General features: G+C 64.6%; 14 protein-coding genes and 1 tRNA gene. 2 read left to right on the forward strand and 13 right to left on the reverse strand.

The window, feature by feature from the left end:
- Nucleotides 1–438: 438 nt before the first annotated feature.
- Nucleotides 439–1,938: a 4Fe-4S dicluster domain-containing protein gene (locus GXY33_06060; protein NLX04688.1), complete on the forward strand. Its 1,500-nt coding sequence runs from the start codon at nt 439–441 to the stop codon at nt 1,936–1,938.
- A gap of 58 nt (nt 1,939–1,996) precedes the next feature.
- Here GXY33_06060 and GXY33_06065 read toward each other — a convergent pair whose 3' ends face one another.
- The 13 genes from GXY33_06065 to GXY33_06125 all read right to left on the reverse strand — a co-directional run bounded on the left by GXY33_06065 (nt 1,997) and on the right by GXY33_06125 (nt 23,067).
- Nucleotides 1,997–3,013, reverse strand: a complete 1,017-nt coding sequence (locus GXY33_06065) for a dihydroorotate dehydrogenase-like protein (GenBank protein NLX04689.1) — start codon at nt 3,011–3,013, stop codon at nt 1,997–1,999.
- A gap of 81 nt (nt 3,014–3,094) precedes the next feature.
- Nucleotides 3,095–6,667 carry a pyruvate:ferredoxin (flavodoxin) oxidoreductase gene (gene nifJ / locus GXY33_06070; protein NLX04690.1) on the reverse strand — a complete coding sequence of 1,191 codons (3,573 nt, stop codon included), beginning with the start codon at nt 6,665–6,667 and terminating at the stop codon, nt 3,095–3,097.
- A 163-nt stretch (nt 6,668–6,830) separates the two neighbouring features.
- The gene (locus GXY33_06075; protein NLX04691.1) at nt 6,831–8,144 is read right to left on the reverse strand and encodes an alpha/beta hydrolase; all 1,314 of its coding nucleotides are present in this window, start codon (nt 8,142–8,144) and stop codon (nt 6,831–6,833) included.
- A 28-nt stretch (nt 8,145–8,172) separates the two neighbouring features.
- Nucleotides 8,173–10,944 (reverse strand): VWA domain-containing protein, encoded by a 2,772-nt coding sequence (locus GXY33_06080; GenBank protein ID NLX04692.1) that lies wholly within the window; start codon nt 10,942–10,944, stop codon nt 8,173–8,175.
- A 52-nt stretch (nt 10,945–10,996) separates the two neighbouring features.
- On the reverse strand, nt 10,997–12,775 hold the full coding sequence (locus tag GXY33_06085) for a VWA domain-containing protein (protein NLX04693.1): 1,779 nt from the start codon (nt 12,773–12,775) through the stop codon (nt 10,997–10,999).
- A complete protein-coding gene (locus tag GXY33_06090) occupies nt 12,775–13,647 on the reverse strand; it encodes a DUF58 domain-containing protein (GenBank protein ID NLX04694.1) in 873 nt (290 codons plus the stop codon). The genes GXY33_06085 and GXY33_06090 overlap by 1 nt, the downstream gene beginning before the upstream one ends.
- Nucleotides 13,640–15,166 carry an ABC transporter permease gene (locus tag GXY33_06095; GenBank protein ID NLX04695.1) on the reverse strand — a complete coding sequence of 509 codons (1,527 nt, stop codon included), beginning with the start codon at nt 15,164–15,166 and terminating at the stop codon, nt 13,640–13,642. Before GXY33_06095 ends, GXY33_06090 begins: the two co-directional genes overlap by 8 nt.
- On the reverse strand, nt 15,163–16,092 hold the full coding sequence (locus GXY33_06100; GenBank protein NLX04696.1) for an ABC transporter ATP-binding protein: 930 nt from the start codon (nt 16,090–16,092) through the stop codon (nt 15,163–15,165). Before GXY33_06100 ends, GXY33_06095 begins: the two co-directional genes overlap by 4 nt.
- Nucleotides 16,089–17,981 carry a hypothetical protein gene (locus GXY33_06105; GenBank protein ID NLX04697.1) on the reverse strand — a complete coding sequence of 631 codons (1,893 nt, stop codon included), beginning with the start codon at nt 17,979–17,981 and terminating at the stop codon, nt 16,089–16,091. The genes GXY33_06100 and GXY33_06105 overlap by 4 nt, the downstream gene beginning before the upstream one ends.
- Complete coding sequence (locus GXY33_06110; protein ID NLX04698.1) at nt 17,974–19,032, reverse strand: AAA domain-containing protein; 1,059 nt, start codon at nt 19,030–19,032, stop codon at nt 17,974–17,976. Before GXY33_06110 ends, GXY33_06105 begins: the two co-directional genes overlap by 8 nt.
- Before the next feature lie 41 nt (nt 19,033–19,073).
- Nucleotides 19,074–20,462 carry a hypothetical protein gene (locus GXY33_06115; protein NLX04699.1) on the reverse strand — a complete coding sequence of 463 codons (1,389 nt, stop codon included), beginning with the start codon at nt 20,460–20,462 and terminating at the stop codon, nt 19,074–19,076.
- Between the two features lie 117 nt (nt 20,463–20,579).
- Nucleotides 20,580–22,025: a hypothetical protein gene (locus GXY33_06120; protein ID NLX04700.1), complete on the reverse strand. Its 1,446-nt coding sequence runs from the start codon at nt 22,023–22,025 to the stop codon at nt 20,580–20,582.
- An 82-nt stretch (nt 22,026–22,107) separates the two neighbouring features.
- Nucleotides 22,108–23,067: a bile acid:sodium symporter gene (locus GXY33_06125; protein ID NLX04701.1), complete on the reverse strand. Its 960-nt coding sequence runs from the start codon at nt 23,065–23,067 to the stop codon at nt 22,108–22,110.
- Between the two features lie 209 nt (nt 23,068–23,276).
- Between GXY33_06125 and GXY33_06130 the strand changes: the two genes are divergently transcribed.
- Nucleotides 23,277–23,349, forward strand: a tRNA-Asn gene (locus tag GXY33_06130).

Below are 23,349 nucleotides of genomic sequence, written 5' to 3' on the forward strand. Positions count from 1 at the left end.
CGGGTGGGGTGGCGTCCTGCGCGAGTTTTGTACAGATTGTACGTTTTGCCAAGCCCCCCGTTTCCGCGAGGGCGAGCAGGACTATCTCGGTTCCGTTGGTCGGGTGGGTATTATGTTGCCAAACGTCGCACGGGGCGACGCGCGGGCGGGAACGGAGCGTGTCCCCGCAGGATAAAGATAGCATGGGAATGGGGCGGAGGCAAATCGGCGGATTTGGGGGCGCAGGCAGAGACGCCGCAGGAATTCCCATAGAAGTGCAAAGAAACGGGCAAGGAATTCCATTGTTGGTTGCCTTTGCGGCCTGTTGTCCAATTGGTTTGGGTGCGGCGGGCGGTGATAGGGTAGAATAATGCAAGTGGCGTAAGCCCCTGTTCCTTCACGGTCGCGGTCTTTGGAGGGTGACGGAATGGCGAATGCTGGTTGGGATGGAGACGGACGGTGAGCTACCGGCGGATTCGGTGGATTTACCAGGTTGGGTTCTTTGGGCTGTTCGTGTTTCTGCTCGTGGCGGGGGCGATGGGGTTGGCCGAGCGGTACGCGACGGAGCTGTTTCTGGACATGTCGGTCCTTGCGGGTTTGGCCACGGTCATCACGCAGCATAATCTGATGGCGGGGATGTTTCTCGGGGTGCTGATCGCGGCGGCGACGCTGTTTGTGGGGCGGTTTTTTTGCGGGTGGGTCTGTCCGATGGGGGCCTGCCAGCAGTTGGGGGCCTATGTCTTTGAGGGAAAGGACCGCAAGGATCGGTATACGAGGAACAGCTTTTCGCGGTGGCAGCGGGTCAAGTATGCGGTGCTGGCGGTTTTCGTTCTGGCGGCGGTGTTCGGCGTGGTGCTGGCTGGGCTGCTGGACCCGATCGCCCTGATTACGCGGTTTGGGGTGACGGTGGTTCGGCCGTTCGTTGACCTGCTGGGCCACGGCGGAGCGACCCAGACGGTGGCGTTCGACGCGGCGGTGGCGACGGGCGTGATCTTTGTCGCGGCGTTCCTGATGAACCTGGTTCAGCCGCGGTTCTGGTGCCGGACGATCTGTCCGCTGGGGGCGATGCTGGGGCTGTTTTCGCTTCGGCCGGTGTTCCGGATGGTGCGGGATGAGCAGCAGTGCATCCGCTGCGGGCGGTGCACGGAGGAGTGCCAGGGGGCGTGCGAGCCGGATAAAGCGTTGGTCCCCTCCGAGTGCGTGATGTGCATGAACTGCATCGACGTGTGCCCGACGCGGGCGATCGCATTCAAGGCGACGCGGCGGCTGGAGGATGAGGCGGCGGCCCAGACGTGGCGTGGAGCGTGGGTGTCGAGGCGGCAGTTCATTGCGGCGGCGGTGGGCGGACTGGCGTCGGTGGCGGTGCTGCGGAACTGGCGGAATATCCTGGGGCGCGGGTATCCGAAGCGGATTCGGCCGCCGGGATCGCTGGATGAAGAGGATTTCCTGGCCCGCTGCATCCGGTGCGGAGCGTGCATGAACGTCTGTCCGACGAATGTGATCCAGCCGTCGGGCGGCGAGACCGACGCTGAGGGGCTTTGGACGCCGGTGCTCAAGATGCGATACGGCTATTGCGAGTACGAGTGCGTCAAATGCTCGCAGGTGTGCCCGACCGGCGCCATTCAGAAGATCGGCATCGAGCAGAAGCACGAGGAGAGTTTTGCCCACATCGGGACGGCATTCGTGGATCGCGGGCGGTGCCTGCCGTGGTCGTTTGGGAAGGAGTGTCTGGTCTGCCAGGAGGTCTGTCCGGTTTCGCCCAAGGCGATCTACTTCCAGGCGGCGACGTACCTGGACGCGGAGGGCCAGTCGGTCGAGATGAAGGTGCCGTACATTCGGGCTGAGCAGTGCATCGGGTGCGGGGCGTGCGAGTACCACTGTCCGGTGCAGGATAAGGCGGCGATAAGAATCACGAGCATTGGCGAGCACCGGTCGCAGGATCGGAAGCTGCTGCTGTAGGAAGCAAGAAGAAGGGGCACGTCCTGGCCGTGCCCCTTGTTGAGACCTTTTCTGGTGACTACTGGGTCCATCCGATGGTTCGCCATCCGGACCACGTCTGGAGGATCTGCATGTAGTTGGCGCGTTCGTAGGCGCCCGGGTTCGGCGAGTGGCGGAGGCTCATGTTGCCTCGCATCTTCTCGATGGAGGCGAACTCGTTGGCTTCCATCCATTGCTGCAGTTCGACCCGCAGCTTCTGGAGGTGCCTGGGGCCGTTTTTCAGGAGGCCCGAGACCATCTGGACGACGCCGGCCCCGGCCATGATCGACTTGATCGCGTCGAGGGTGGTGTGGACACCGCCGGTGACGGCCATCGGAGCGTTGATCCGCCCGGAGAGAACGGCGAGCCAGCGGAGGCGCAGGAGCAATTCCGACGAATCGGAGAGCTGCAGGGCGCGTTTGACCTCGAGGGCCTCCGGGTCGATGTCCGGCTGATAAAAGCGGTTGAAGATCACCAGGCCGTCCACCTTCAGATCGTCGAGGCGCATCGCGATGTTGGGGATCGAGGAGTAGAACGGCGAGAGTTTGACCGCGATGGGGATCCTCAGGGTCTTTTTGACCTCGGCGGCGAGTTCCAGGGTCTGCCGCTCGATCTGGTCGCCGGTGACGTTCGGATCGGTCGCCAGCGTGTAGACGTTCAATTCGAGGCCGTCGGCCCCGGCCTGCTGGATCAGGTCCGCGTACTGGAGCCATCCGCCTTTGGTGGTTCCGTTGAGCGAGGCGATGACCGGGACGTCGACGGCGTCCTTGATCTTGCGGACCTGCTCGAGGTACTCGTGTGCCCCGAGGATGAAGCCCTCCGGGTCGGGGAAAAAGGTGACGGCCTCGGCGATCGCCTCGCTGGGCGTGTCGATGGCGTCACTGATGGAAATCTGTTCGGCGACGATCTGCTCCTCGAAGAGCGATCGCATGACGATGGCCGGCGCCCCCGCGTCTTCCAGCTTTCGAACGTTGTCGAGATTGTCGGTCAGCGGGGAGGCGCCCGGCATCAACGGGTGGGGCAGTTTGAACCCCATGTACGTCGTTGACAGGTCCATGGCGGCCCTCCTTCCTGAGTTCGGTTAGTTCCCGCACTCAAGAATACAGCCGGACGCCGTGGTAGCCAACAGTTTTTTTGTCTACTTCTCGCCGTTGCCGTTCTCGCCCTTGGCGGGGACGGTGAGGGCGGCGAGCTGCTGGTAGACCGCGTACCTGGCCGTGGTGTTCCTCTGGGCGGCTGCCAAGAGCATCTGGTAGCGTTCACGGCTGACCTTCTCGACCATGCGGAAGCGGGTTTCGTTCTGCATGTAGTCGGCGACCTTCTCCTTGGGTTCGCCGGAGTCGAGCTGGAGTGGCGGCTGGCCTTCGGCGAGGCGGCGCGGGTCGAAGCGGAAGAGCGGCCAGATGCCCGCGTTGACCGCCAGCTTCTGCTGGTCCAGGGCCATCGACAGGTCGTAGCCGTGGGCGATGCAGTGGGCGTAGGCGATGATCAGCGACGGGCCGTCGTAGGACTCGGCCTCCTGGAAGGCTCGGACGGTCTGGGCGTCGTTGGCCCCGTAGGCGACGCGGGCGACGTAGACGTTGCCGTAGGTCATGGCCATCAGGCCGAGGTCCTTCTTGGGAATGGCCTTGCCGGCAGCGGCGAACTTGGCGGCCGCTCCGAGCGGCGTGGCCTTGGACTGCTGTCCACCGGTGTTGGAGTAGACCTCGGTGTCGAGGACCAGGATGTTGACGTTGCGGGTGTTGGCGACCACGTGGTCAAGTCCGCCGTAGCCGATGTCGTAGGCCCAGCCGTCGCCGCCGAGCAGCCAGATGCTCTTTTTCGTCAGGTAGTCGGCGAGCTGTTCGAGCCAGCGGGCCTCGGGCTTGTCGGCGATCTGGGCGAGCTTCTCCCGCAGGGTTCTGACCCGCTTGCGCTGTTCGGCGATGCCGGCCTCGTCGGATTGATCGGCTTCGAGGAGGCCCTTGGCCAGTTCCTCACCGATCCGGGAGGCGAGCTTTTCGACGAGCATGCGGGCCTGACGGTTGTGGGCGTCGACGGCGAGCCGGAAGCCGAAGCCGAACTCGGCGTTGTCCTCGAACAGCGAGTTGGACCAGGCGGGTCCGCGGCCGTCGCGGTTGGTGGTGTAGGGCGTGGTGGGCAGATTGGCGCCGTAGATCGACGAGCAGCCGGTGGCGTTGGAGATCAGCGCCCGGTCGCCGAAGAGCTGGCTGAGCAGCTTGACGTAGGGCGTCTCGCCGCAACCGGCGCAGGCGCCGGAGTACTCGAAGAGCGGCTGGAAGAACTGCGAGTTCTTCACGGTGATTTTGGTGATCGCGGAGCGGTCGACGTAGGGGAGCTGGTTTTCGAAGAAGTCGAAGTTCTGCCGCTCGACGTCGAGCATCTCGAGTCGCGGCCGCATGTTGATCGCCTTGCGCGACGGATTGGACTTGTCCTTGCCCGGGCAGACGCGGACGCAGGCGGCGCAGCCGGTGCAATCTTCCGGGGCGACCTGGACGGTGAACTTGAGGCCCTTGAAATCGCCGGCTTTGTAGTCGGCGGACTTGAAGGTCTGCGTGGCATTTTCGAGCAGCTTGGGGTCGTAGACCTTCGGCCGGATGGTGGCGTGCGGGCAGACCATGCTGCACTTGTTGCACTGGATGCAGAGGTCGGGCTCCCAGATGGGGATCTGGAGGGCGACGTTGCGTTTTTCCCACTTGGTGGTGCCGGTGGGCCAGGTGCCGTCGACCGGGAAGGCGCTGACCGGCAGTTCGTCGCCGCGGTTGGACAGCATCACGGCCTGGACACTCCGGACGAAATCGGGAGCCTGGGGCGAGACGACCGGCGGACGTGAATGGCCGGTGGCCGCTTTGCCCGAGGTCGGGATCCCATGGAGATTGGCCAGAGTGTCGTCGACGGCGGCGAAGTTGCGTTTGACGACCTCCTCGCCCTTCTTGCCGTAGGTTTTCTTGATGGCGTTCTTGATCTGGGCGATGGCCTCTTCGCGGGGCAGGACGCCGGAGATGGCGAAGAAGCAGGTCTGCATGATGGTGTTGATCCGGTAGCCCATGCCGGTATTCTGTGCGACGTCGTAGGCGTCGATGACATAGAGCTTGAGTTTTCGGTCGAGGATCTGCTGCTGGACTTCGCGCGGGAGCCGGTCCCAGACCTCGTCTTTTCCGTAGGGCGAGTTGAGCAGGAAGACGGCGCCGTCGGCTGCGTACTCCAGGACGTCGTACTTGTCGAGGAAGACGAACTGGTGGCAGGCGACGAAGTTGGCCCGGCGGATCAGGTAGGTCGAGCGGATGGGCTTGGGCCCGAAGCGCAGGTGCGAGATGGTGATGGCGCCGGACTTCTTGGAGTCGTAGACGAAGTAGCCTTGGGCGTAGTTGTCGGTCTCTTCGCCGATGATCTTGATGGAGTTCTTGTTGGCCCCGACGGTGCCGTCGGCTCCGAGTCCGAAGAACACGCCGCGGACCACGTTGGCCGGTTCGATGTCGAAGCTGTGATCGTAGTCGATCGAGAGTTTGGTCACGTCGTCGGCGATGCCGACGGTGAACATCTTCTTGGGGTCGGCCTTGAGCAGTTCGTCGAAGACGCCCTTGATCATGGCGGGCGTGAACTCCTTGCTGGAGAGGCCGTAGCGGCCGCCGATGATGACCGGGGAGAGATCGGAGGCTTCGCGGACGGCGGTGACGACGTCCTGGTAGAGGGGTTCGCCGGCTGCGCCGGGCTCCTTGGTCCGGTCGAGGACGGCGATCTTCTTGACCGACTTGGGCAGGGCGGCGATGAAGTGGTTCATGGAGAACGGCCGGAAGAGCCGGACCTTGAGTATGCCGACCTTCTCGCCTTTGCCGACGAGGTATTCGACGGTCTCGTGGGCGGGTTCGGCGCCGGAGCCCATGAGGATGATAACGCGTTCGGCGTCGGGCGCGCCCACGTACTCGAAGAGGTGGTATTGGCGGCCGACGACCTTGGCGAAGCGGTCCATCGTTTCCTGGACGATCTGTGGGCAGGCGATGTAGAACGGGTTGCACGCCTCGCGGGCCTGGAAGAAGGTGTCGGGGTTCTGAGCGGTGCCGCGGATGACCGGGTGATCGGGCGAGAGGGCCCGTTCGCGGTGGGCCTTGACCAAGTCGCTGTCGATCATGGCCCGCAGGTCGTCGTCGGTGAGCTGTTCGATCTTGGCGACCTCGTGCGAGGTGCGGAACCCGTCGAAGAAGTGGAGGAACGGCACGCGAGCCTTGAGCGTCGCGGCGTGGGCGATGCAGGCCATGTCGTGGGCCTCCTGGACGGAGTTGGAGGCGAGGAGGGCGAAGCCGGTGCCGCGGCAGGCCATCACGTCGGAGTGGTCGCCGAAGATAGAAAGGGCGTGGGTGGCCAGAGTCCGGGCCGAAACGTGCATCGCGTAGGCGTTCAACTCGCCGGCGATCTTGTACATGTTGGGGATCATCAGGAGCAGGCCCTGGGAGGCGGTGAAGGTGGTGGTCAGAGCCCCGGCCTGGAGCGCGCCGTGGACGGCGCCGGCGGCGCCGCCTTCAGACTGCATCTCGGTGACGTCGGGGATCACGCCCCAGATGTTGGGCGTGCCGCGGGCGGCCCACTCATCGGCGAACTCGCCCATGGGGGAAGAGGGGGTAATCGGGTATATGGCGATCACCTCGCTGACGCGGTGGGCTACGGACGCAGCGGCTTCGTTACCATCGATGGTTACCATCTTTCGCATGGCCATTCCTATCTCCTTGCCTGGCTTGTCAATACGGCGGTGCTGTCGTTGCCATTCGCCTGAAACAACGGAAAAAACAATGATAATACTCATTCTAGGTTCGGATTCAACAGGAAATCAAGAATAAGTGAACGATGGTTGAACGGTGGTAAGCGGGGCTGTCGAGCGCTTAACGGCTGCGTTTGACGCCGTCGAAGAAGGCGATTACTCGGCGGCGGTAGGCGGGGAAATCGGAGGTCACGATGTTGCTGTGGGGGCCTGGGCCGAGCCAGCGGTCTTTGGGTCCGTTCGCCCGGCGGTGGAGCTGGTCCATATTGTCAGGCGGGATCAGCGTGTCATCGCGCCCGTGGATGAGCAGGACGGGCCGCAAACCGAGCCGGGCGATGTCGCGGCCGGGATCAAGATCCCGCAGCCAACACCCGGCATGGAGGGAGGCGGAAAGGAGCATCAGGTCGGCGAGTCCGCGACCCGCCAGAGGAACATATCTGAAGTGATGATGAAGGAAAGTTGGCGCCGAGACGAAGCAACTGTCGAGGACCAGGGCCTCGATACGTGGGTCGTTGGCGGCAGCCCCGAGAAGGGCGGCGGCGCCCATCGAGGAGCCAAGGCCTAAGACGTGCCTGGACTGCTTGGGTCGATGCTCCTTGAGCCAGTCGACGACGGCGAGGATGTCGCGACGTTCGAGGAGTCCGAAGGTCGAGGTGTGACCCTGGCTGTCGCCGTGGCCTCGGAAATCGAAGATCAGGGCGTTGTAGCCCTGGCGGTGGAAGACGCGGAGGAAATCGAGGAAGTTGGCCTTGTTGGCCCCCAGGCCGTGGGCGATGATGACGGTGGTGTCGCTGTGGGGGTCGGGCATGAACCAGGCGGAGAGGTCGATCCCGTCCGGCGTGTGGATCGTAACGTCCTGAACCTGCCAGAGGGACAGTTCGGGAAGCTCGGCGGGATTGGCGATCCTGAAGCGGTGAATGAACGAACCGGCCAGGAGCGGCACGAAGACGAGAAGGGTCAGGCACGTTCGGGCTGGAACGATCAGGCGGGCAGCCTGTGCGAAATGACGCCTGCGTCCATCCTGTGCGGCCGATCGGCGGCGGAGTAATCGTCCCCAGCGGCGGTACGACTCGCCGACTCGGCCGACGGTCCTGGTCCAGATCGCCAGTGCCATTCGCCATGCGATAATGAAGTACACGACCCAGACGACTTCGACGGCCACGATCCGCCCGCGAGCCATGTGTGCGGCGAAGGCCATGGCGGCATAGACGACTGGAACGATCACAGCGATGTAGAGCAGGTATTTCCAGCGGGGGATCTTGCGGACCCGAGGGAAGCAGGACCAGAGGATCGTTCCGAGTGTCGGGGGCATCAGGAGGATGATCGTTTCGCCTGGATGGTGGGTCCAGCGGCTGACGACAGGAAACGCGGCGGCGGAGACGGCAAGAACCGCCAGGCACGTGGTGGCGCGTCGGGATGGGGAGGGGCATCGCATACAGGGTACCGCCTGAGAGATCAGGTTTTCAGTGACCTCCTCCGCGGCGGCGTTTGGCCATTTGGCGGGCTTGTTCGAAGGCGTCGAGGATGCTCGGTTCGGGTTGCGGCGATGATGGTTCGGGTTCGTCGGGTTTGGAGGCGGCTGGGGTCGCGGCGGTCTTCCGATGTGTGGGTCGGCGGGTGTGAATGTGCTTTTTGCCGGCGTCTTCGTCAGGTTGGCGGCGGAATTCGGGGAGTCGGGCGGCGGAGAGCAGGCCGGTGCGGCGTTCAAAGACCTCAGTCAGCAGGAGCAGCACGGCCAGGATCAGCAGATAGGGGCCCAGTTCGACGATTCGCGGGTACGCGGGGAGGTCGTTCCATATCTCGGCGAGATTGATTCGTTCCTTGCCGCCGGTGATCCGTGCCAGTTCGTCGAGATGGGCCAGACCTCGGCCGGCTTGGGCGGGAGCGTATTCGGGGCAGTAGGGCAGGCAGACTGGAGGCAGGGACTGGCGGGGCAGACCTTCAATTTCCACCGCGGTTAACGCCGTTTCCTGGCCGGTCAGCGGGATCGCGACGGTGAGGGTGTCGGCGGAGTCCCAGGCCATCGGCATTCTGGTCGCTTCGGCGGGTTGGCCGGCGGTGCTGCGGAGGACGGTGGCCACGGGCAGGGCGGAGAAAGGCGGGGATTCCCGCTCCGGGTCCAGATGGAGGGTGATGCGGCAGAGGCCGTTGTCGATCCGCTGGGTGAGCAGCATGTTTTCGGGCAACGCACCGGCTTCGCCGGCGGTCCATCGGGCCAGGCTGGCGAAGAACTCGCCCACGGACGGCCATCCAGCGACCGGACCGGTGTACTGGCCGTCGCACTCGCCGGTGTAGCAGAGGGCCCGTCCGGCCCCGACCTGCCACGAGGCGACGACGGGTGCGGCGTATTCGTCAGTGGTTACGGCGGCCAGGTTCGCTTCGGGACGCAGATAGCAGAGGTTGTAGCCGCCGACGGCGGGCATGTTGTCGAAGGACTTGCCGGTGAGGCTGAGGAGTCCGGCGGTGGTCTTGACCGCGGTGGGTTGGTCGACGAACGTGCTGCGGGCGACCACGAAGGTATCCTGGGCGAACAGGCGCGGTAGTTCGTACGGGTTGTCAGTGAAGAAACACCGGCCGTCGCCTCGCCGGGCGATGTCCTTGAGCAGAGGGGCGTCGCAGTCGGATTCGCTGCCGAGGCCGATGACGCTGACGGTGACCTGTGCGTCGCGGAGTTGGCGGATGAGTTCGACGTAGTTGCCGGGTTCCTCGGAGTCGGCGGCGTCGGCGAAGAGAATGATGTGACGGGTGCCGGCGTTGGCCTGAGCGATCATACTCGCAGCCTGTTCGAGGGCGACATAGACGAAGATCCCGCCACCCATCGAGTCGATGCGGAGGATGTCCTGACGCATTCGCTGAGGGTCGGTGACGCTTTGGAGATTGACGACGACGTGGGGCGAGCTGTCGACCGCGACCACGCCGTACTCGTCGAGCGGCGAGAGCAGGTCGAGGACTTCGACCGCGGCCAGATTGGCCAGGTCCATCTTGCACTTGCCGTCGGCGACCGGGGCGGCCATGCTGCCGGAGCGGTCCATGGCCACCACGATGGCCAGGCTCAGTTTGCGGTGTTCGCGGCGGAGTTCCATAGAGACGGGCATGATCGGCTCGAGGGGCGATTTGAAGTAGCCGCCGGGTCCGTAGGAGGTCCGGCCGCCGGTCATCATCAGACCGCTGCCGGTTTCGCGGACCCAGAGGGCGAGATTGCTCATGGCCGAGACGCCCACCTTCTCGGCTGGGAGGTTCTCGAGGATGACGGCGGAGTAGTCGGCCAAGTCCTCCAGGCCCCAGTTGCAATCGGCTGGGTCTCTGGCGGCGATCTCCAGTCCGCCCGCTTGAAGAAGTCGGACCAAGCCGGAGTTGGCGTTGGCTGTGGCACAGAGAATGGGTTTGGGGCCTTCGACGCCGACCAGGACGCGGGCACGATTGTTTTCCGGAACGGGGTCGGTGTTGACGCTGGCGACCTGAAGCTGATACTTGAGAGCCCCGGTCTCGCCGGCCTTGTCGCGGAAGGTGAGGCGAGAGACGCCGGAGGTGACGCTTCTCGAGCCGGACCCGATGACCTGGTTGCCGCGAAGGAGCTGATACTGGATTTCCTGCGGAATCGGGGAGCGGACCCAGGCGGTTAGCATGAAGGACTCGCCCGGGCTGATCGTCGAAGGGGCGTCGATTTGCTGGATGGCCAAGTCGCCGGCGGTTGATCGCTCCATGAGTCGATAGTCGACGGCGATGCGGCGTGAGGCGGCGCGGCCGGCGACGCCAGCCGGATCGGTTCCGGTCCACCGGCCGTCGGAGAGGACCATGACCCGGCCGGGACTCTCGGGCGGAATGAGCGCGACCGCGGTCTCCAGCGCGCGGGCGAGGTCCGAGCCGTCAGGGCGGACCTCGCCGACGAATCCGCCGAACTTGCCGGCCTGCGGCGACTGCTCGACCAGGGCTTCGCCGCCGAAGGACACGACGGCGAGGCGGTCTTCGGGCGACATCTCGGCCTGGACCTGGTTGATGATCTCCAGTTGGCGGGTCTGGTGTTCGTGAGGCATGGACAGGCTGCGGTCGGCGACGACCACGACGGTGCCGGCGCGGCTGGGCAGGCGGATGGCGAGGCCGGAGAGGCCCACGATAATCAAGAAGAGGGCCAGGCCACGCAGCAGTTGCAGCCAGCGTCCGGGCATCGGGCGAGCCAGCATCAGCACGCCCAGCGGGATCGCCAGGAGCAGCCAGACCGGATGGAGGAGCGTCATGGCCGTGGCCTCCTCATGGATCGGTGTGGTTGGGCGGTGGTCATGGTCTCAATCATCCTCCGATGTCCTGTCGTCGTCCGCCCGCGCGTCCGGCCAGGACCTGGTGCGCAGCGAGGATCGCTAGCGCCAGAATGACCAGAATCCAGGCCGCACCGCGGTAGTGGCGAGGCAGTTGGTCGGCGGCGGGAGCGCTGCCCCATCGGCCGGTAATGGCGGCGCTGAGGTCCGATTCATCCCGGTAGAGCACGTTGGCGGCCAGGCTGTAATCCGCGCCGGCGGCGGTGATCGTATAAAGGCCGGGTTGGTCGGCCCGAAGGCTGACACTACCGTCGTGAACGGGCAGTTCGATCCGGTTGCCGTCGGGCCGTTCGATGATGACCTTCTCGACGATCGGATCGAGGCGGACGGCGGTTTCGGTTCCGAGGCGGACGTTGGGCTGCGGCAGGCCCGGCGACCGGCCCGATCGCCATTGGAGCAGGTTCCAGAAGAGGATCGGCCAGTCGGTCGAGTTCTGGAGATTGGAGGCGGTCGGGTTGAACTTCAGGCGGATCAGGTGGTTGTCGCCGGCGAGGCGGGTGTCGGTCAATAAGGGGACGTCGCCCGCGGTGACCACCACGGCGCCGGGTGTGTCCTCGACCTTGTCGGCCGACCAGACCACGCCGTTGAGGCCCAGCCCTTCGGTCAGAGGATGGGCGCGATTAACCACAAACGGCCCGAGATAGGCGGCCTGGGCGTCAGCCGGAGCAGTCAGAATCTGCAGCATCCAGACGCCGTCGGGCGTCGGCGCCGCCTCAGGACTGTCAGTAATAAGGAGCTCCGGCCGGGCGTCGGTGATCAGGACCCGGCCGCTGGCGTCGAGGGCGTCGCGGACGAGTTGATGGAGATCCTGGTCGTTGATCGAGAGTCTAGCACGGACCATGCGGCGCGGAGGCGGAAGGAGCAGTAGGCGATTGTCCATATCGAGCGCATCGTCGCTCAGACTCGCCGCAAGGGCAGTGGTGTTCTGCGAGAGGGTCATAAAGACGCGGTGGATCTGTCGCGGGCCAAGATCAAGCCGCGTGACGCGGGCGCCGCCGTCGGCAGATGTTTCGAGGGCAAACTCGGTGACCTGCGGCTGATCGGAGAGGTTGGCGATCTCGATCAGGCAGCGGTCCTGCTCTTCGCGAGTGGTGCGGGCGGCGTTGACGAAGGCGACGTTGGCACGCCGTTGGCCGAACGCCCACCATTCGATCCGCTGATCTTTGGCTTGAGGGGACCCAGGAGCGCGATCGGTCAGGACGATCACTCGGGCGTCGTCTGTGCCCATATCGGCGGCCAGGGCGACGGCCCGGTCGATGCGGGCGGCAGGGGCGGTGCAGGTCCAGTTCTCCAGCAGCGGCAGGACATCGTCCTCGCTGCGCACCGGCGGGCCGAGCAACTGGACGTTCGAGCCGGCCAGCATGAGACGCAGCGAGAAGCCGGGCAGGCGCCGGAGTTCTTCGCGGAGTGTCTGTTCGGCCAGGGCACGCGGGCTTTCGTCGCCGCCGGCCCCCATGGAATAGGAATCGTCGAGCACGACGAAGACGGGAATGGCGGCATCGGGCAGCGGCAGCATCGGCCGGGCGGCGGCCAAGGCCAGCAGCACCAGGGCGGCCAGTTCGAGGAAAAACAGCAGAGGGGTCTGAATGCTCTGGACGCGAACGCCGCCTTCGCGCGGCCGGCGCTGATCGAGCCAGAGCATGAGGCTCGAGACGGTCTGGCGGCGGAACTTGTTGCGGAGCCAGTAGATCGCCACCAGGGCGGGTACGGCCGCCAGGGCCAGCAGGGCGAGCGGCAGCGTCAGCACGGGCATCAGAGCACCTTCACGATCTGGGCGGCGGCCAGCGGGCCAAGGTCCCAGTCTTCGACAAGGTCTTCGGCGACCAGCGTGAGCATACGGCCTCCGGCCTGGACGGCGGCCCGCTGCCAGTGGTCCTGGTGGCGGGCGAGGTTGTCGCGGTAACGCTGTTGGGCGGAGGCGTCGAGGAATATTTCCTGGATTTCGTTGGTCTCGGAGTCGACCAGGCGGATGTTGCCGCGTTCCGGCGGATCGACGTCGTCGCGGGCCAGAAGCTGGATGACGAAAGTGGCGGCGGCGCGTTCGGCGAGGCGCGAGAGGGCGACGATCGGCTCGCCCATCCAGAGCAGATCGGAAATCAGGATTCGGACTCCGTGCGGCCGGAAGGCCGGCGGGCTGCGAAGGACCGCCTCAGCGGGTGTGGTGCGGGAGTCGAAGGCGAAGCCATCCCACGTGGCGGGCGAATCGGCGCCGTGGTGGATGGGCCGGCAGAAATCGCCGGTGATCCAGGCGGCGTGGGTGAAATTGGCGTTTGCCGCGGCCTCGGCGACGGCGGCGGCCAGGCCGAGGGCGGCTTGGGCCTTGGCCGTGCCTTCGAGGGCCATCGAACGCGAGCCATCGAGGACGATGTCGGCGTGCGGAGTGACCTCCTCGCGGAAGACCTTGAGGGTGAGCTTGTCGGTGCGGGCGAAGGCGCTCCAGTCTATGTGGCGCAGGTCGTCGCCCGGCTGGTATTCGCGGTGGTCCATGAACTCCAGTGAGCTGCCGGGCCGGTTGGCCATCTGACCTCCGGCCAAGCCCCAGGCGGCGTTGCGCGGAGTCAGCAGGGCGTAGGCGGCCCCGGCCTGTTGTCCGCGGAGCAGCGATGTGTGCAGTGGATCAGGCATGGGCGGGCGTCACGATTTCGGGTGGCTTTGCGGGTGGAAGCGGGACGGCGGGCCGGAAGGCCGTAACCTGCCCGAGGAGCCAGGGCACGTTGACCGCGAGGGCGACAATGGCCCAGCCCCCGGCGAAGACCGCTGCGTCACGGATGTATTCGGGTTTCGAGAAGAGCACGGCGAAGGGGTTGCCCAACAGCCAGTAGGAGAAGAAATCGTGACCATACCACGATTGATAGTTGATGAAGTAGCCGATCAGAACGGGTAGAATGCTCCCTCCGACGACCAGGAGCAGAGCGATGGTGCTGGCGTACGGGACCAGCACCGAGTCGCGGAGAAACGCCCGCTTGATGACGGAGGCGGTCAAGGCGTAGGCGAAGCAGTAGCAGCTGAACACAAAAGCTCCAAAGAGCAGGTCGGGATCGGGTGGGCGCCTCACGGTCGCAGGCAGGCACCCAGTAAAGGCCCAGAAGGGCAGAAAGCTGACGATGGCGACCAAGAGGGCCCAGAGGATGCCCGATGCGGCTCCGGTAAAGAACAGGAAGCTGCCCGTGCGGAGCAGGGGATTGCGTGGAATGCTTCGGGCCAGGCGCGGGCCGTGGGAATCCCGCTCGCTGACCGATCCGAGAACGCCCGCGCCGCTCAGGATGACCGAACCGACGAGCCACGATTCGAGGAACTCCACGTCGCCCGTCTGCCCCGCCCAGTACCAGGCGAGGACGGCGACGATCAGCCAGACCGCGGTCAGGTATATCCGCAAGGGCATGATGCGGTTGGCCGAGGGCGGCATGATCATGGCCAACGAGAGGATGACCAGCAGCCCCACCGCGCCGGCGGCGAGGACCACCAGGCTCACCGCACCGGCCCAGAACTCGGTGCTGTTTATCCAGCTCCCGACGCCAGATTGGATCATGCCGGTCGCCGCTCCGAGGGTGGATGAAAACAGCGCGACCAGCGCACCGAAGGTGAGCAGCGCGTTGAGAAACCGCGAGCCGCGTCCGCAGGGAATGCAGGCGGCGAAGATCGCCAGGTGCAGCCCGACCGCGATGGCGAGAAAGCACATCGCGAGCAGGATGAAGATCGACGGCAGGTCAATTCCGCGGAGCAGATAGGTGAAGGCCATAAACGGCATGCACGTGCTGTAGATCAGGAGCACGAGGATCAATGATGCGACCGATTTGCCCATGATGATCTGGCGTGGCGTGAGCGTGGAAACGAAGAGCAGGTCGGGATTGGACCCGCTGCGCTCGGCGGCGAGACGAAGACCCACGTAGGCGGGCAGGAAGAAGATGCAGGTGCCCAGCAGGATGCCGAGCAGGAAGTTGAAGGCGTCGCGTCCGCTCTCAAAGTTGGTGGTCACGTGCTCGGAGAACAGGACAAAGCTCCCGAGGGTCAGGAGCTGGACGATCAGGAAGAAGAACAGGAGGCCGGAGACGAAGCGGCCCTGAACGGCCTGGCGAAGCTCCTTGACCACGATGGGGTTGGCGGCGTTGTCGAGTCGGGTGGCGAGGGCGGTGAGGGCTTTCACTGGACCTCTCCTTTCGTGATGGTCATGAATATCTGCTCGAGCCCGACCCGCCGCTGGCGGAATTCGTAGATGCGATAGCCCCGGCTGACGATCTGGGTGAGCAGGTCGCTGCAGGTCTCGTCGGAGCCGGCCAGATCGACCTCGAGTTCGTGGCCGACGGGCCGGACGGCCTGGATGTCGGGCATCTCGAGCAGTTCCTTATGGAGCTCGTCGCCGCGCCCGTTGGGCCGGATGATGACGGTGCGCAGGGCCGCCGACTCGTGGAGCAGTTCGTTCAGGCTTCCGGCGCGGAGAATGCGGCCCTGCTCGATGATCACGGCTCCGTCGCAGATCTCAGCCAGTTCGGTCAGGATGTGCGAGCTGATGAGGATGGCCTTGCCCTGACGGGAGAGGACCTTGAGCAGTTCGCGGAGTTCGACGCGGGCCCGAGGATCGAGTCCGGCCGCCGGTTCGTCCATAATCAGGACGGGCGGGTCGTGGACCAGGGCCCGGGCGAGGCTGACCCGCTGTTTCATGCCTTTGGAGAGGGCGTTGAGGAATTTCTCGCGGATGCCCAGGAGGTTGGTGAACTCCTCGACGCTGTGAACGACACGGTCGCGGTGCGGATTTCTGATGCCGTAGGCGCGGGCGAAGAAGTCGAGGTAGTCGTGGACGGTCATGTCGTGGTGCGTGGCGAGGGTGTCGGGCACGAAGCCGACGAGCCGCCGGGCGCGCTCGGGCTCCTCGACGACGGAGACGCCGTCGATGGTGGCGTCGCCGTCGGTCGGCTCGTCGAGGGTGGCCAGAATCCGCATGGCGGTGGTCTTGCCGGCCCCGTTGGGTCCGACGAACCCGAAGGTCTGGCCGGAGGCGAAGGAGAAGGAGATATCGTCAACCGCGCGGGTGCGGCCGAAGTAGCGTTTCAGGTGTGCCACGTCCACTTTCATCGGGTTGCCTCGCTGAACAAACCGTAGACCAGGAATTCGGACTTCTCGATTTGGGCGTTCTGCAGGCCGGGCTCCAGGAACGCGCTGGCTTCCAGGACGGCCAGGTACGTTCCGTTCTGGAGATACGGGCGCGGATGCGCGCTCATCTGGTGGATTTCGTCGATCACATTCGATCGGTACACGGTGCGCAAGGCGAACCGCGGGATCTCGTCCTGTATGGCCGGAGCGGCGAAGGGGACGCCGCCGGCCGCACCGGAGACAGCCGAGAGAGCGGCTTCAGCCCCGGCGCGAATCTCGGACCCCTCATAGAATCGCCCGTCATAGCCCCTGACGATCAGATGCACCACGTTGGCGCCAAGGCGATTGGATACGATGAGGCGGCCGTCGTCGGCGAAACGCATACCGAGACGCTCGCGGCGCTTCTCACACCTGCGGACCTTGAAGTGCGCCGGAACGCGAGCGACGACCCATCCGGAGGCCAGGTGCTGACCGGTGGTCCAGTCGACCATGCAGTCGCGGCCCGGGGTGTTCCACGTGTTCATGCCTACCTGCGGCGTCAGTTCCGTGCGGGTGTCGAAGAACAAGCCGCCGCCCGGCGTCAGGGGCGAATAGAGGGCCAGGTAGCCCAGTGTCGTGGCCTGCTGGGCGTCCTGATCGAGAAGGGTCAGCGTCATGGCGCGGGCGTGGCCGGCGAAACCCTCGGCGAGAACGGAATAGCCGAAGACCGCGGCACAGGTGAGCAGGGAGATCGCGGGAACGGTCCAGAGCATCCAGATCCGCTTCTTGCGGCGGGAGAGCACCCACAGGTTGACCGGCCCGATGACCACGGCGAAGGTGAGCATGAGAAGGAACAAGCCGCGGACCGGAGTGCTGAGCCCGGAGACGACCGGAAACATGCGATTGGCTTCGCTGACGGGCGGGTTGGCCAACCACGGTTCTCCGGTATGGTGCCAGCCTTGGCGCACCTGCTTCCAGGTGTCCTCAGACCAGGCACCCGGGTCCGTCTGGACAATATGGGTGCACTCGCCGAACCCGGGACGGTAGCGAACCGGGTCGTCCTCGACCATGTGACGCCGCCATGTCTGCGGCGGTTGCCAGGGCCCGATCACGAGCAGGCTGCCTCCGCTTTCGACATAGGCGGTCAGTGCGGCCCGAGTTTCCGGGCCGGCGGCGGACCAGTCGGACCCGCTGACGACCACCCCGTCGTAGCGGGTGTAGCCCAGCCACTCGCCGCTCCAGTTGGCGACGGGCATCTCACTTCGGACGACTTGATAGGTTGGGGCGGTGCTGGGGCCGTGCCAGACGCCGCCGCCAGGGCCGGAGGTGGCAGCGGGCGAGGATGGCTCCGGCTGGACGTGGGTGGTGAACTCACCGCTGATCGATCGGCTGGCCAGGACAGGAACGTTGCGAGTTACAAAGCCGCTGCCGGCGTAGCGCAGGTGGTGTTGCGACATCAACACGTTCTGGTCAAAATCGGAGGCCCGGACTGAGATCATTTTCTTTGAGGGCCGCCCGTCCACGAAGACCTTCAGGTCAAACCCGTGGTAAGGCAGCGGCGGCAGGAAGATCGAGACGGCCGCTTCGGACTCTGGCCCGACCACCACGGTTCGCTGGGCCGAACTCAGGTGGTGCCCTCCACTGCCGTAAGAGGTCGCGGGAAACTGCAAGCGGACACGGTGCGTGCGATCGGGTGAAACGTTGCGGACGGCCAGGCGGATCTCCTCATAGCCGTGGTAGCGGGCGGCGGATTCGCACGGCTGAACGGAGACGTCGATATCCGCGGTGACCTCCTCCGCTGAGGCGGACACGGGCGCCAGCGCCGCCCACGTCAGCACCGCCACGAGGGTTGGCAGGAATCGTGAAGCAGAGCGGGCAGGTGGTCTATTCATGGGCGGCCTCCGCAACCTTCATGTCGGATGGCAGGTTCAGGCCCGATTCGTCGAGTCGCTCGATCAGGGCGGCGATTACGGCGTAAGGGGCGACCTTGTCGAACCGGGCTTTGTAGTTGAGGATCACGCGGTGGTTCATCACGGCGGCGGCGACGGTCTGGACGTCCTTGAAGCCGACGGTGGGCCGGCCGGCCAGCAGGGCCTGGGCGCGGGCGGCTTCGGCAATGGCGATCGCGGCGCGCGGCGAGGCGCCGTAGGCGACGTAGCTTCTGATCTGTTCGGTGGCCTCGGGGGAATCCGCGTGCGTGGCCGCCACCAGACGCGAGATGTAGCGCGACACCGGCCGCGGCAGGACGATCCGGTCCATCGTTTCGAAGAGCTGCTTGAGCTGCTCGGGCGAGATCGACCACGTGGGTACGGGCATCTCGCCGCGCCGGCGGGTCGAGATGATCTGGTCGAGCGTCTCGACGTCCACGCCGGAGACGATGAGCTTGAACAGGAAGCGGTCGAGCTGGGCCTCGGGCAGAGGGTAGGTTCCTTCCAGTTCGATCGGGTTCTGCGAGGCCAGCACGAAGAACGGGTCGGGCAGCTCCCGCGTCGCGCCCAGCAGCGTGACGCAGCGCTCCTGCATCGCCTCGAGCAGGGCCGATTGGGTCTTGGGCGAGGCGCGGTTGATCTCGTCGGCCAAAAGCAGGTTGGTAAAGATCGGGCCCGGTTGGAAAGTCATTTCGCGGCGGCCGTCGGAGGTCTGCTGGAGGATGTGCGTGCCGAGGATGTCGCCGGGCATCAGGTCGGGAGTGAATTGGACGCGGGTGAATTTCATGTTCAGCAGTTGGCCCAGGGCTCGGACGAGCATGGTCTTGCCCAGGCCGGGCAGGCCTTCGAGGAGAATATGGCCGCGGGCGAGGATGCCGATCAACACCATGCGGTGCAGTTCGCTTCGGCCCAGGAGCATGCGGTTGAGCTGTTCGAGCAGGCGGTTGGCCGTTTCGACCGCCGGGCGAAGTTCGCTGGGGTCGAGCAGCCGGGCAGGTTCGTGATCTGGTTTCATGTGTGCCTCATATTCCGGTTGTCGCTGGCCGCGGTGTGCGGTTACTGACGTTCGAAGTAGCGTTTGACCGCGCCCTTGTGACGCGGCAGGACTTTGGCGGTGAAGGCCGATCCGCTTCCCGTCGCTGCGCCGCCCAACGCTCCGCCGGAGGACGAGCCGACGTCTTCGACTTTCGGAGCCGAGAGCGAGACGCCCACGCGGGTGCTGTCCTTCAAACCGGCCAGGTTGGGCGGAAGCACCTGTTCCTGGAACTCGGTGTTCTCTTTGGTGCTCGGGTCCTTCCAGGTCAGCGCCGCGTCGCCTCGGCCGCGGGTGACCGCGCCTCGGCCGGGGCAGTTGCCGGTGGCGATGCCTTCGCAGGCGTTCATGCCGCTCTTGGCCAGAAAGGCGAGCAGCCTGTCGTTGTTGCACTGGCTGCAACCTTCGCACTTGGCCATCATTTCAGCGTCGATCATCTTCGCCTCGGCGAGCTTCTTGACCATTTCAGACAGTTGATCCTTGCTGAGTTGGCAGGCCTTGCACAGCTTGGCCAGGTCGGCTTGGCAGAGCTTGCCGTCCTTGCAGGCGTTCAGGAGCTTCTCGTCCAACGCCTCATTCAGCAGCGATTCGTTTTCCGAGAGGGCCTGCTCCATCAGGGCCGAAAGCTCCTTCATGGCTTGGGCGAGGTCCTTTTCGTCGAGCTGGCCGGCGGCCTGATCGAGCTGGGCGGCGAGATTCTCCGCCGCGGCGAGTTGCTCAGCCTGAGCCAGAGCGGCTTCGGCGGCTTCTTCGGCGCTTTTGCGAAGTTCCTGTTCGAGGTGGTCGAGGGCTTCGAGGGTCTTGCCCGGCTCGGTGCCGCTGGCGTCGGCTGCGGTCTGGTCGAGCTTCTGTTCGAGGGTCTCCGCCCGCTGTTCCTCGATGATGGCCTCCTCTTCGAGCAGTTCGATCTGCTCCTTGATACGGGCCACGTCGTCGGTCACGTCGAGCGGGGGCCTGGCGGCGTTCATATCCACGTAGCGTTGCGGGATGGCGAAGCCCAGAAGAACGAAGGCGGCGGCGGCACAGAAGACGCACCAGGTCTGCCCGCTTCGCCAGATGATCCGCGGACGCTCGATGGCGGGCATCGCGTCGCGCCACGGGCCAAGGTCGGTCTCCTCGCCGGCCATCAGCAGACCGCCGCAGTTGCTGACCTTATCGAGCAGGGCCCGGACGCTCCGCCGTGCCGGCATCCGCCGAACGGCCGCGACAGCCGCGGCGACGACCGCGACGGCGAATCCAAGCAATCCCCACAACAGCGGCTGACGCTCAGTCCCAAAGGCGGCTCGAAGGAACAGGACGGCGAGACCCCAGGCGAAACCCCAGACGGCGGCCAGGACCAGAGTGTAACGGAGGGCCAGCAGCCCAGCCACGCGGGTCCGAAAGCGGCGGATGGAATGCTCATGCGGTCTCATCATCGCTCCTGGCTCTCTGCCCCTTCCAGCGGCAACCCTCAAGTCTGCCTTAAGTTACGACAATGACTGGCCGAAGTCAATGACGAACATCACGGTTGATCGTATGTTGATCTTCAGTCAGATCTTCCGTGGGAGTGTACGGACATCGGCAACGTCCGGCCTCCGTATATATGACACCGCCGAAGGGCCATTGTTTCCGGAAAAAGCATCGGTGGATGCCGACGCCGGCTGACTGGCCGAGGGTTGGGTGGTCGGATTGTCAGGTTGAGGGTCGGAAAACCGCCAGTCGCAAGAAATGGTCGACGAGCGGATTTCCAGGCCGGTGTCGGTGAGTGTGTACCGCAGCGGTTGGCCGTCGGAGGGGTCGACGGGGATCCGATCCATGAACTCGGGAACCAGTTCATCGAGTCGATCGGGCCATCGGCCGTGAGCGAGGTGGAAACGCTTGATCGCAACGGTCGTCCGGGCGATTCGCAGTTCGGCGACGGCGCGGGTCCACGCCTCCGCGACGTGAGCCGGGGAGGATATCGCGATGCGGGTCAGAGGGTAGTAGAACGGCAGACCGTCGCGCTCCTGGCCCACATTCCGTATTTCGGCGACCGCTTGCTGGATCGGCAGCTCAGCGGCGTCGGCGGCTCGCGACATCAACTCGAGCGTCAGGGCCCGATCGTAGCTGAGCAGGAGAAACACCGGCTTGCCTCCTTGAGAGTCGGCCAAACGTTCCCACGAGGACTCGTTGTAGCCCACTTCGGAGCGAAAGGCCCAAGCCGGGCTGAGGTTTCCTTCAAGTTCCTCGAACTGCCGCTGCAGATTCTGGAGTTGCATATCCGAGAGATCAGCCAAGGCGACGCACCGGATCGCGGTCTCACCGATCACGCTGGCGCAAGCGTAGCGGGTGAGAACTGCCACAAGCGTCGGCGATTTTGCCAATGCCCGGTCCAGTCGGGTGAGTGCCACAAGCGTCGTATGGGCTGGATTGGCTTGGTTGAGATTCGCTTCGACGAGGGCTTTGAGGCACAACGTCTTGACCGCAAAGCGATGAAGGGTCAAGACATGGTCATTGAGGGCGGGTACGCCGTGTGAGTCCAGGTCAAAAGGTGGCGGATACTGGCCCTCCGAAAGCTCGGCTGCAGCCATCAGGCCTTCAACGTTGGGAGCATTAGTCTCCAGAAGCTGCTTGGACGTCTCGATACCTCCAGGGTCAAGTCGGAGACCCGGTGCGGGTGATCTCCTGATCCCAAGCAACGGCAGGTCTTCGCCACGACCCGACGTGGCATTGACGCAGATTCTGATCGGCGTGGCGTACTTGTCGATCTGCACGGCCATGTTCTGCTCGTCGGGGATCGTCGGCAACACCGCCAGGACCTCCTCCCAGGTCAGCGGCTGGCCGGCGGCGCGGATTCGGGCGGTGACGGCGGCGAGCCTCATCCGGCCGTGAAGGTAGACCACCACCGGCAGGCTGATCAGCAGCGTCAGGAGGACCAGAACGATCGTCCCGATCGGGTGGCGGCGAAAGAAGCCACTCGCATGGTTGTCGGCGTGTCGGTCATCAGCGGCGGTCATCGACGGCTCCCTTCGGGAAGTCCCCTTTCAAGAGAAGACGATTCCCACGGTCGTAGTATTCAGAAAAACCGCGAAAAGGGGTCTATTCGCCGTGTTGCTTGCGGATCGCGTTCCTGAACCGGTGAGCCACGAACGTGTCCGCGACGATCTGCGTGATGTGGTAGACGATCGCGGGAATCATGGCCATCGCATAACCGCTGAAGTAGCCGCTCCAGACGATAAACGAAATGGTGATCGTTTTCTGAGAAGTGTGAATCGTGAAGGTGGCTTGCGACTCCAGCGGCAGGCGGATCAGCCGCGAGAGGCCCAGGTTCATCGCCAGGGCGATCGTGTGAAGCAGGCAGACGAACAGGAACATCGGAACGACGCCCAGACCGAACTCGCCGAGCTTGCCGGTCGAGGAGGAGACCGCGTTCAGGATAATCAACAGCACAATGATCTGCTGGAATGTCGAAAAGCATGGACGGCAGGATTTGATCCGTTCGCTGAACTTGATCCGCAGCAGTTGGCCCAGGATCGTCGGGACCAGCACGACCAGCAGCAGTTCGCGGATCATGCCGCCGATCGGCAACTCGACCTGTCCGCCGAACCGCAATAGCAGGTCCAGCGACAACGGGATCGTGAGGATCGAAACCAGGTTGGTGCCGACCGTGATGAACAGGCTCAGCGGCACGTTACCACTGGCTATCGCGGTCAAAACGATGCCCGAAGCAATGGTCACCGGGACCACCGAAAGAATCGCGATGCCTACCACAAAGTCACGGTTCTGCCCGAAAAACAAGTACGCCATCGGCATGGCGATCAGCGGAAAAAATACAAAAGAAGACAACATGGCAGTTGATATGCCGCGTAAATTCTTAATTTCGTTTATGATGCTCGATGTTTCGAGGGTGGCGCCGGTGATCAGGAACGACGCGAAGACGGCGATCTTGAGTAGGCTGTAGCGGGCAAACAGGTCGCCGACCTCCGGCCACAGGAATGCGAGGCCGACCATGGCGGCGATGCCGAAAAAGAACCAGGTTGTACGAAAAAACCGCCACATCGGGGCTGCGTTCCGGGCAATCGGGCGTGGAGGGACCGCTCCACGGGGGGCTTACCGCCGGGTCAACGTCTTTATCGCCCGGTGCAGCCCAAAAATCAAGATCGCCTTCGCGCCGACGGTGTCCGGCGGGCCCGAAAATCAGGGTGAAAATCTGCAAGACCCGTTGACAAAACGCCGATCACGGCTACATAATTAGGGTTCGATCGAGTTCCCCGATAGCTCAATCGGTAGAGCGAGCGGCTGTTAACCGCTAGGTTCTTGGTTCGAGTCCAAGTCGGGGAG

It is taken from the genome of Phycisphaerae bacterium, from assembly GCA_012729815.1.
In the GTDB taxonomy this organism is placed as follows: Bacteria; Planctomycetota; Phycisphaerae; order JAAYCJ01; family JAAYCJ01; genus JAAYCJ01.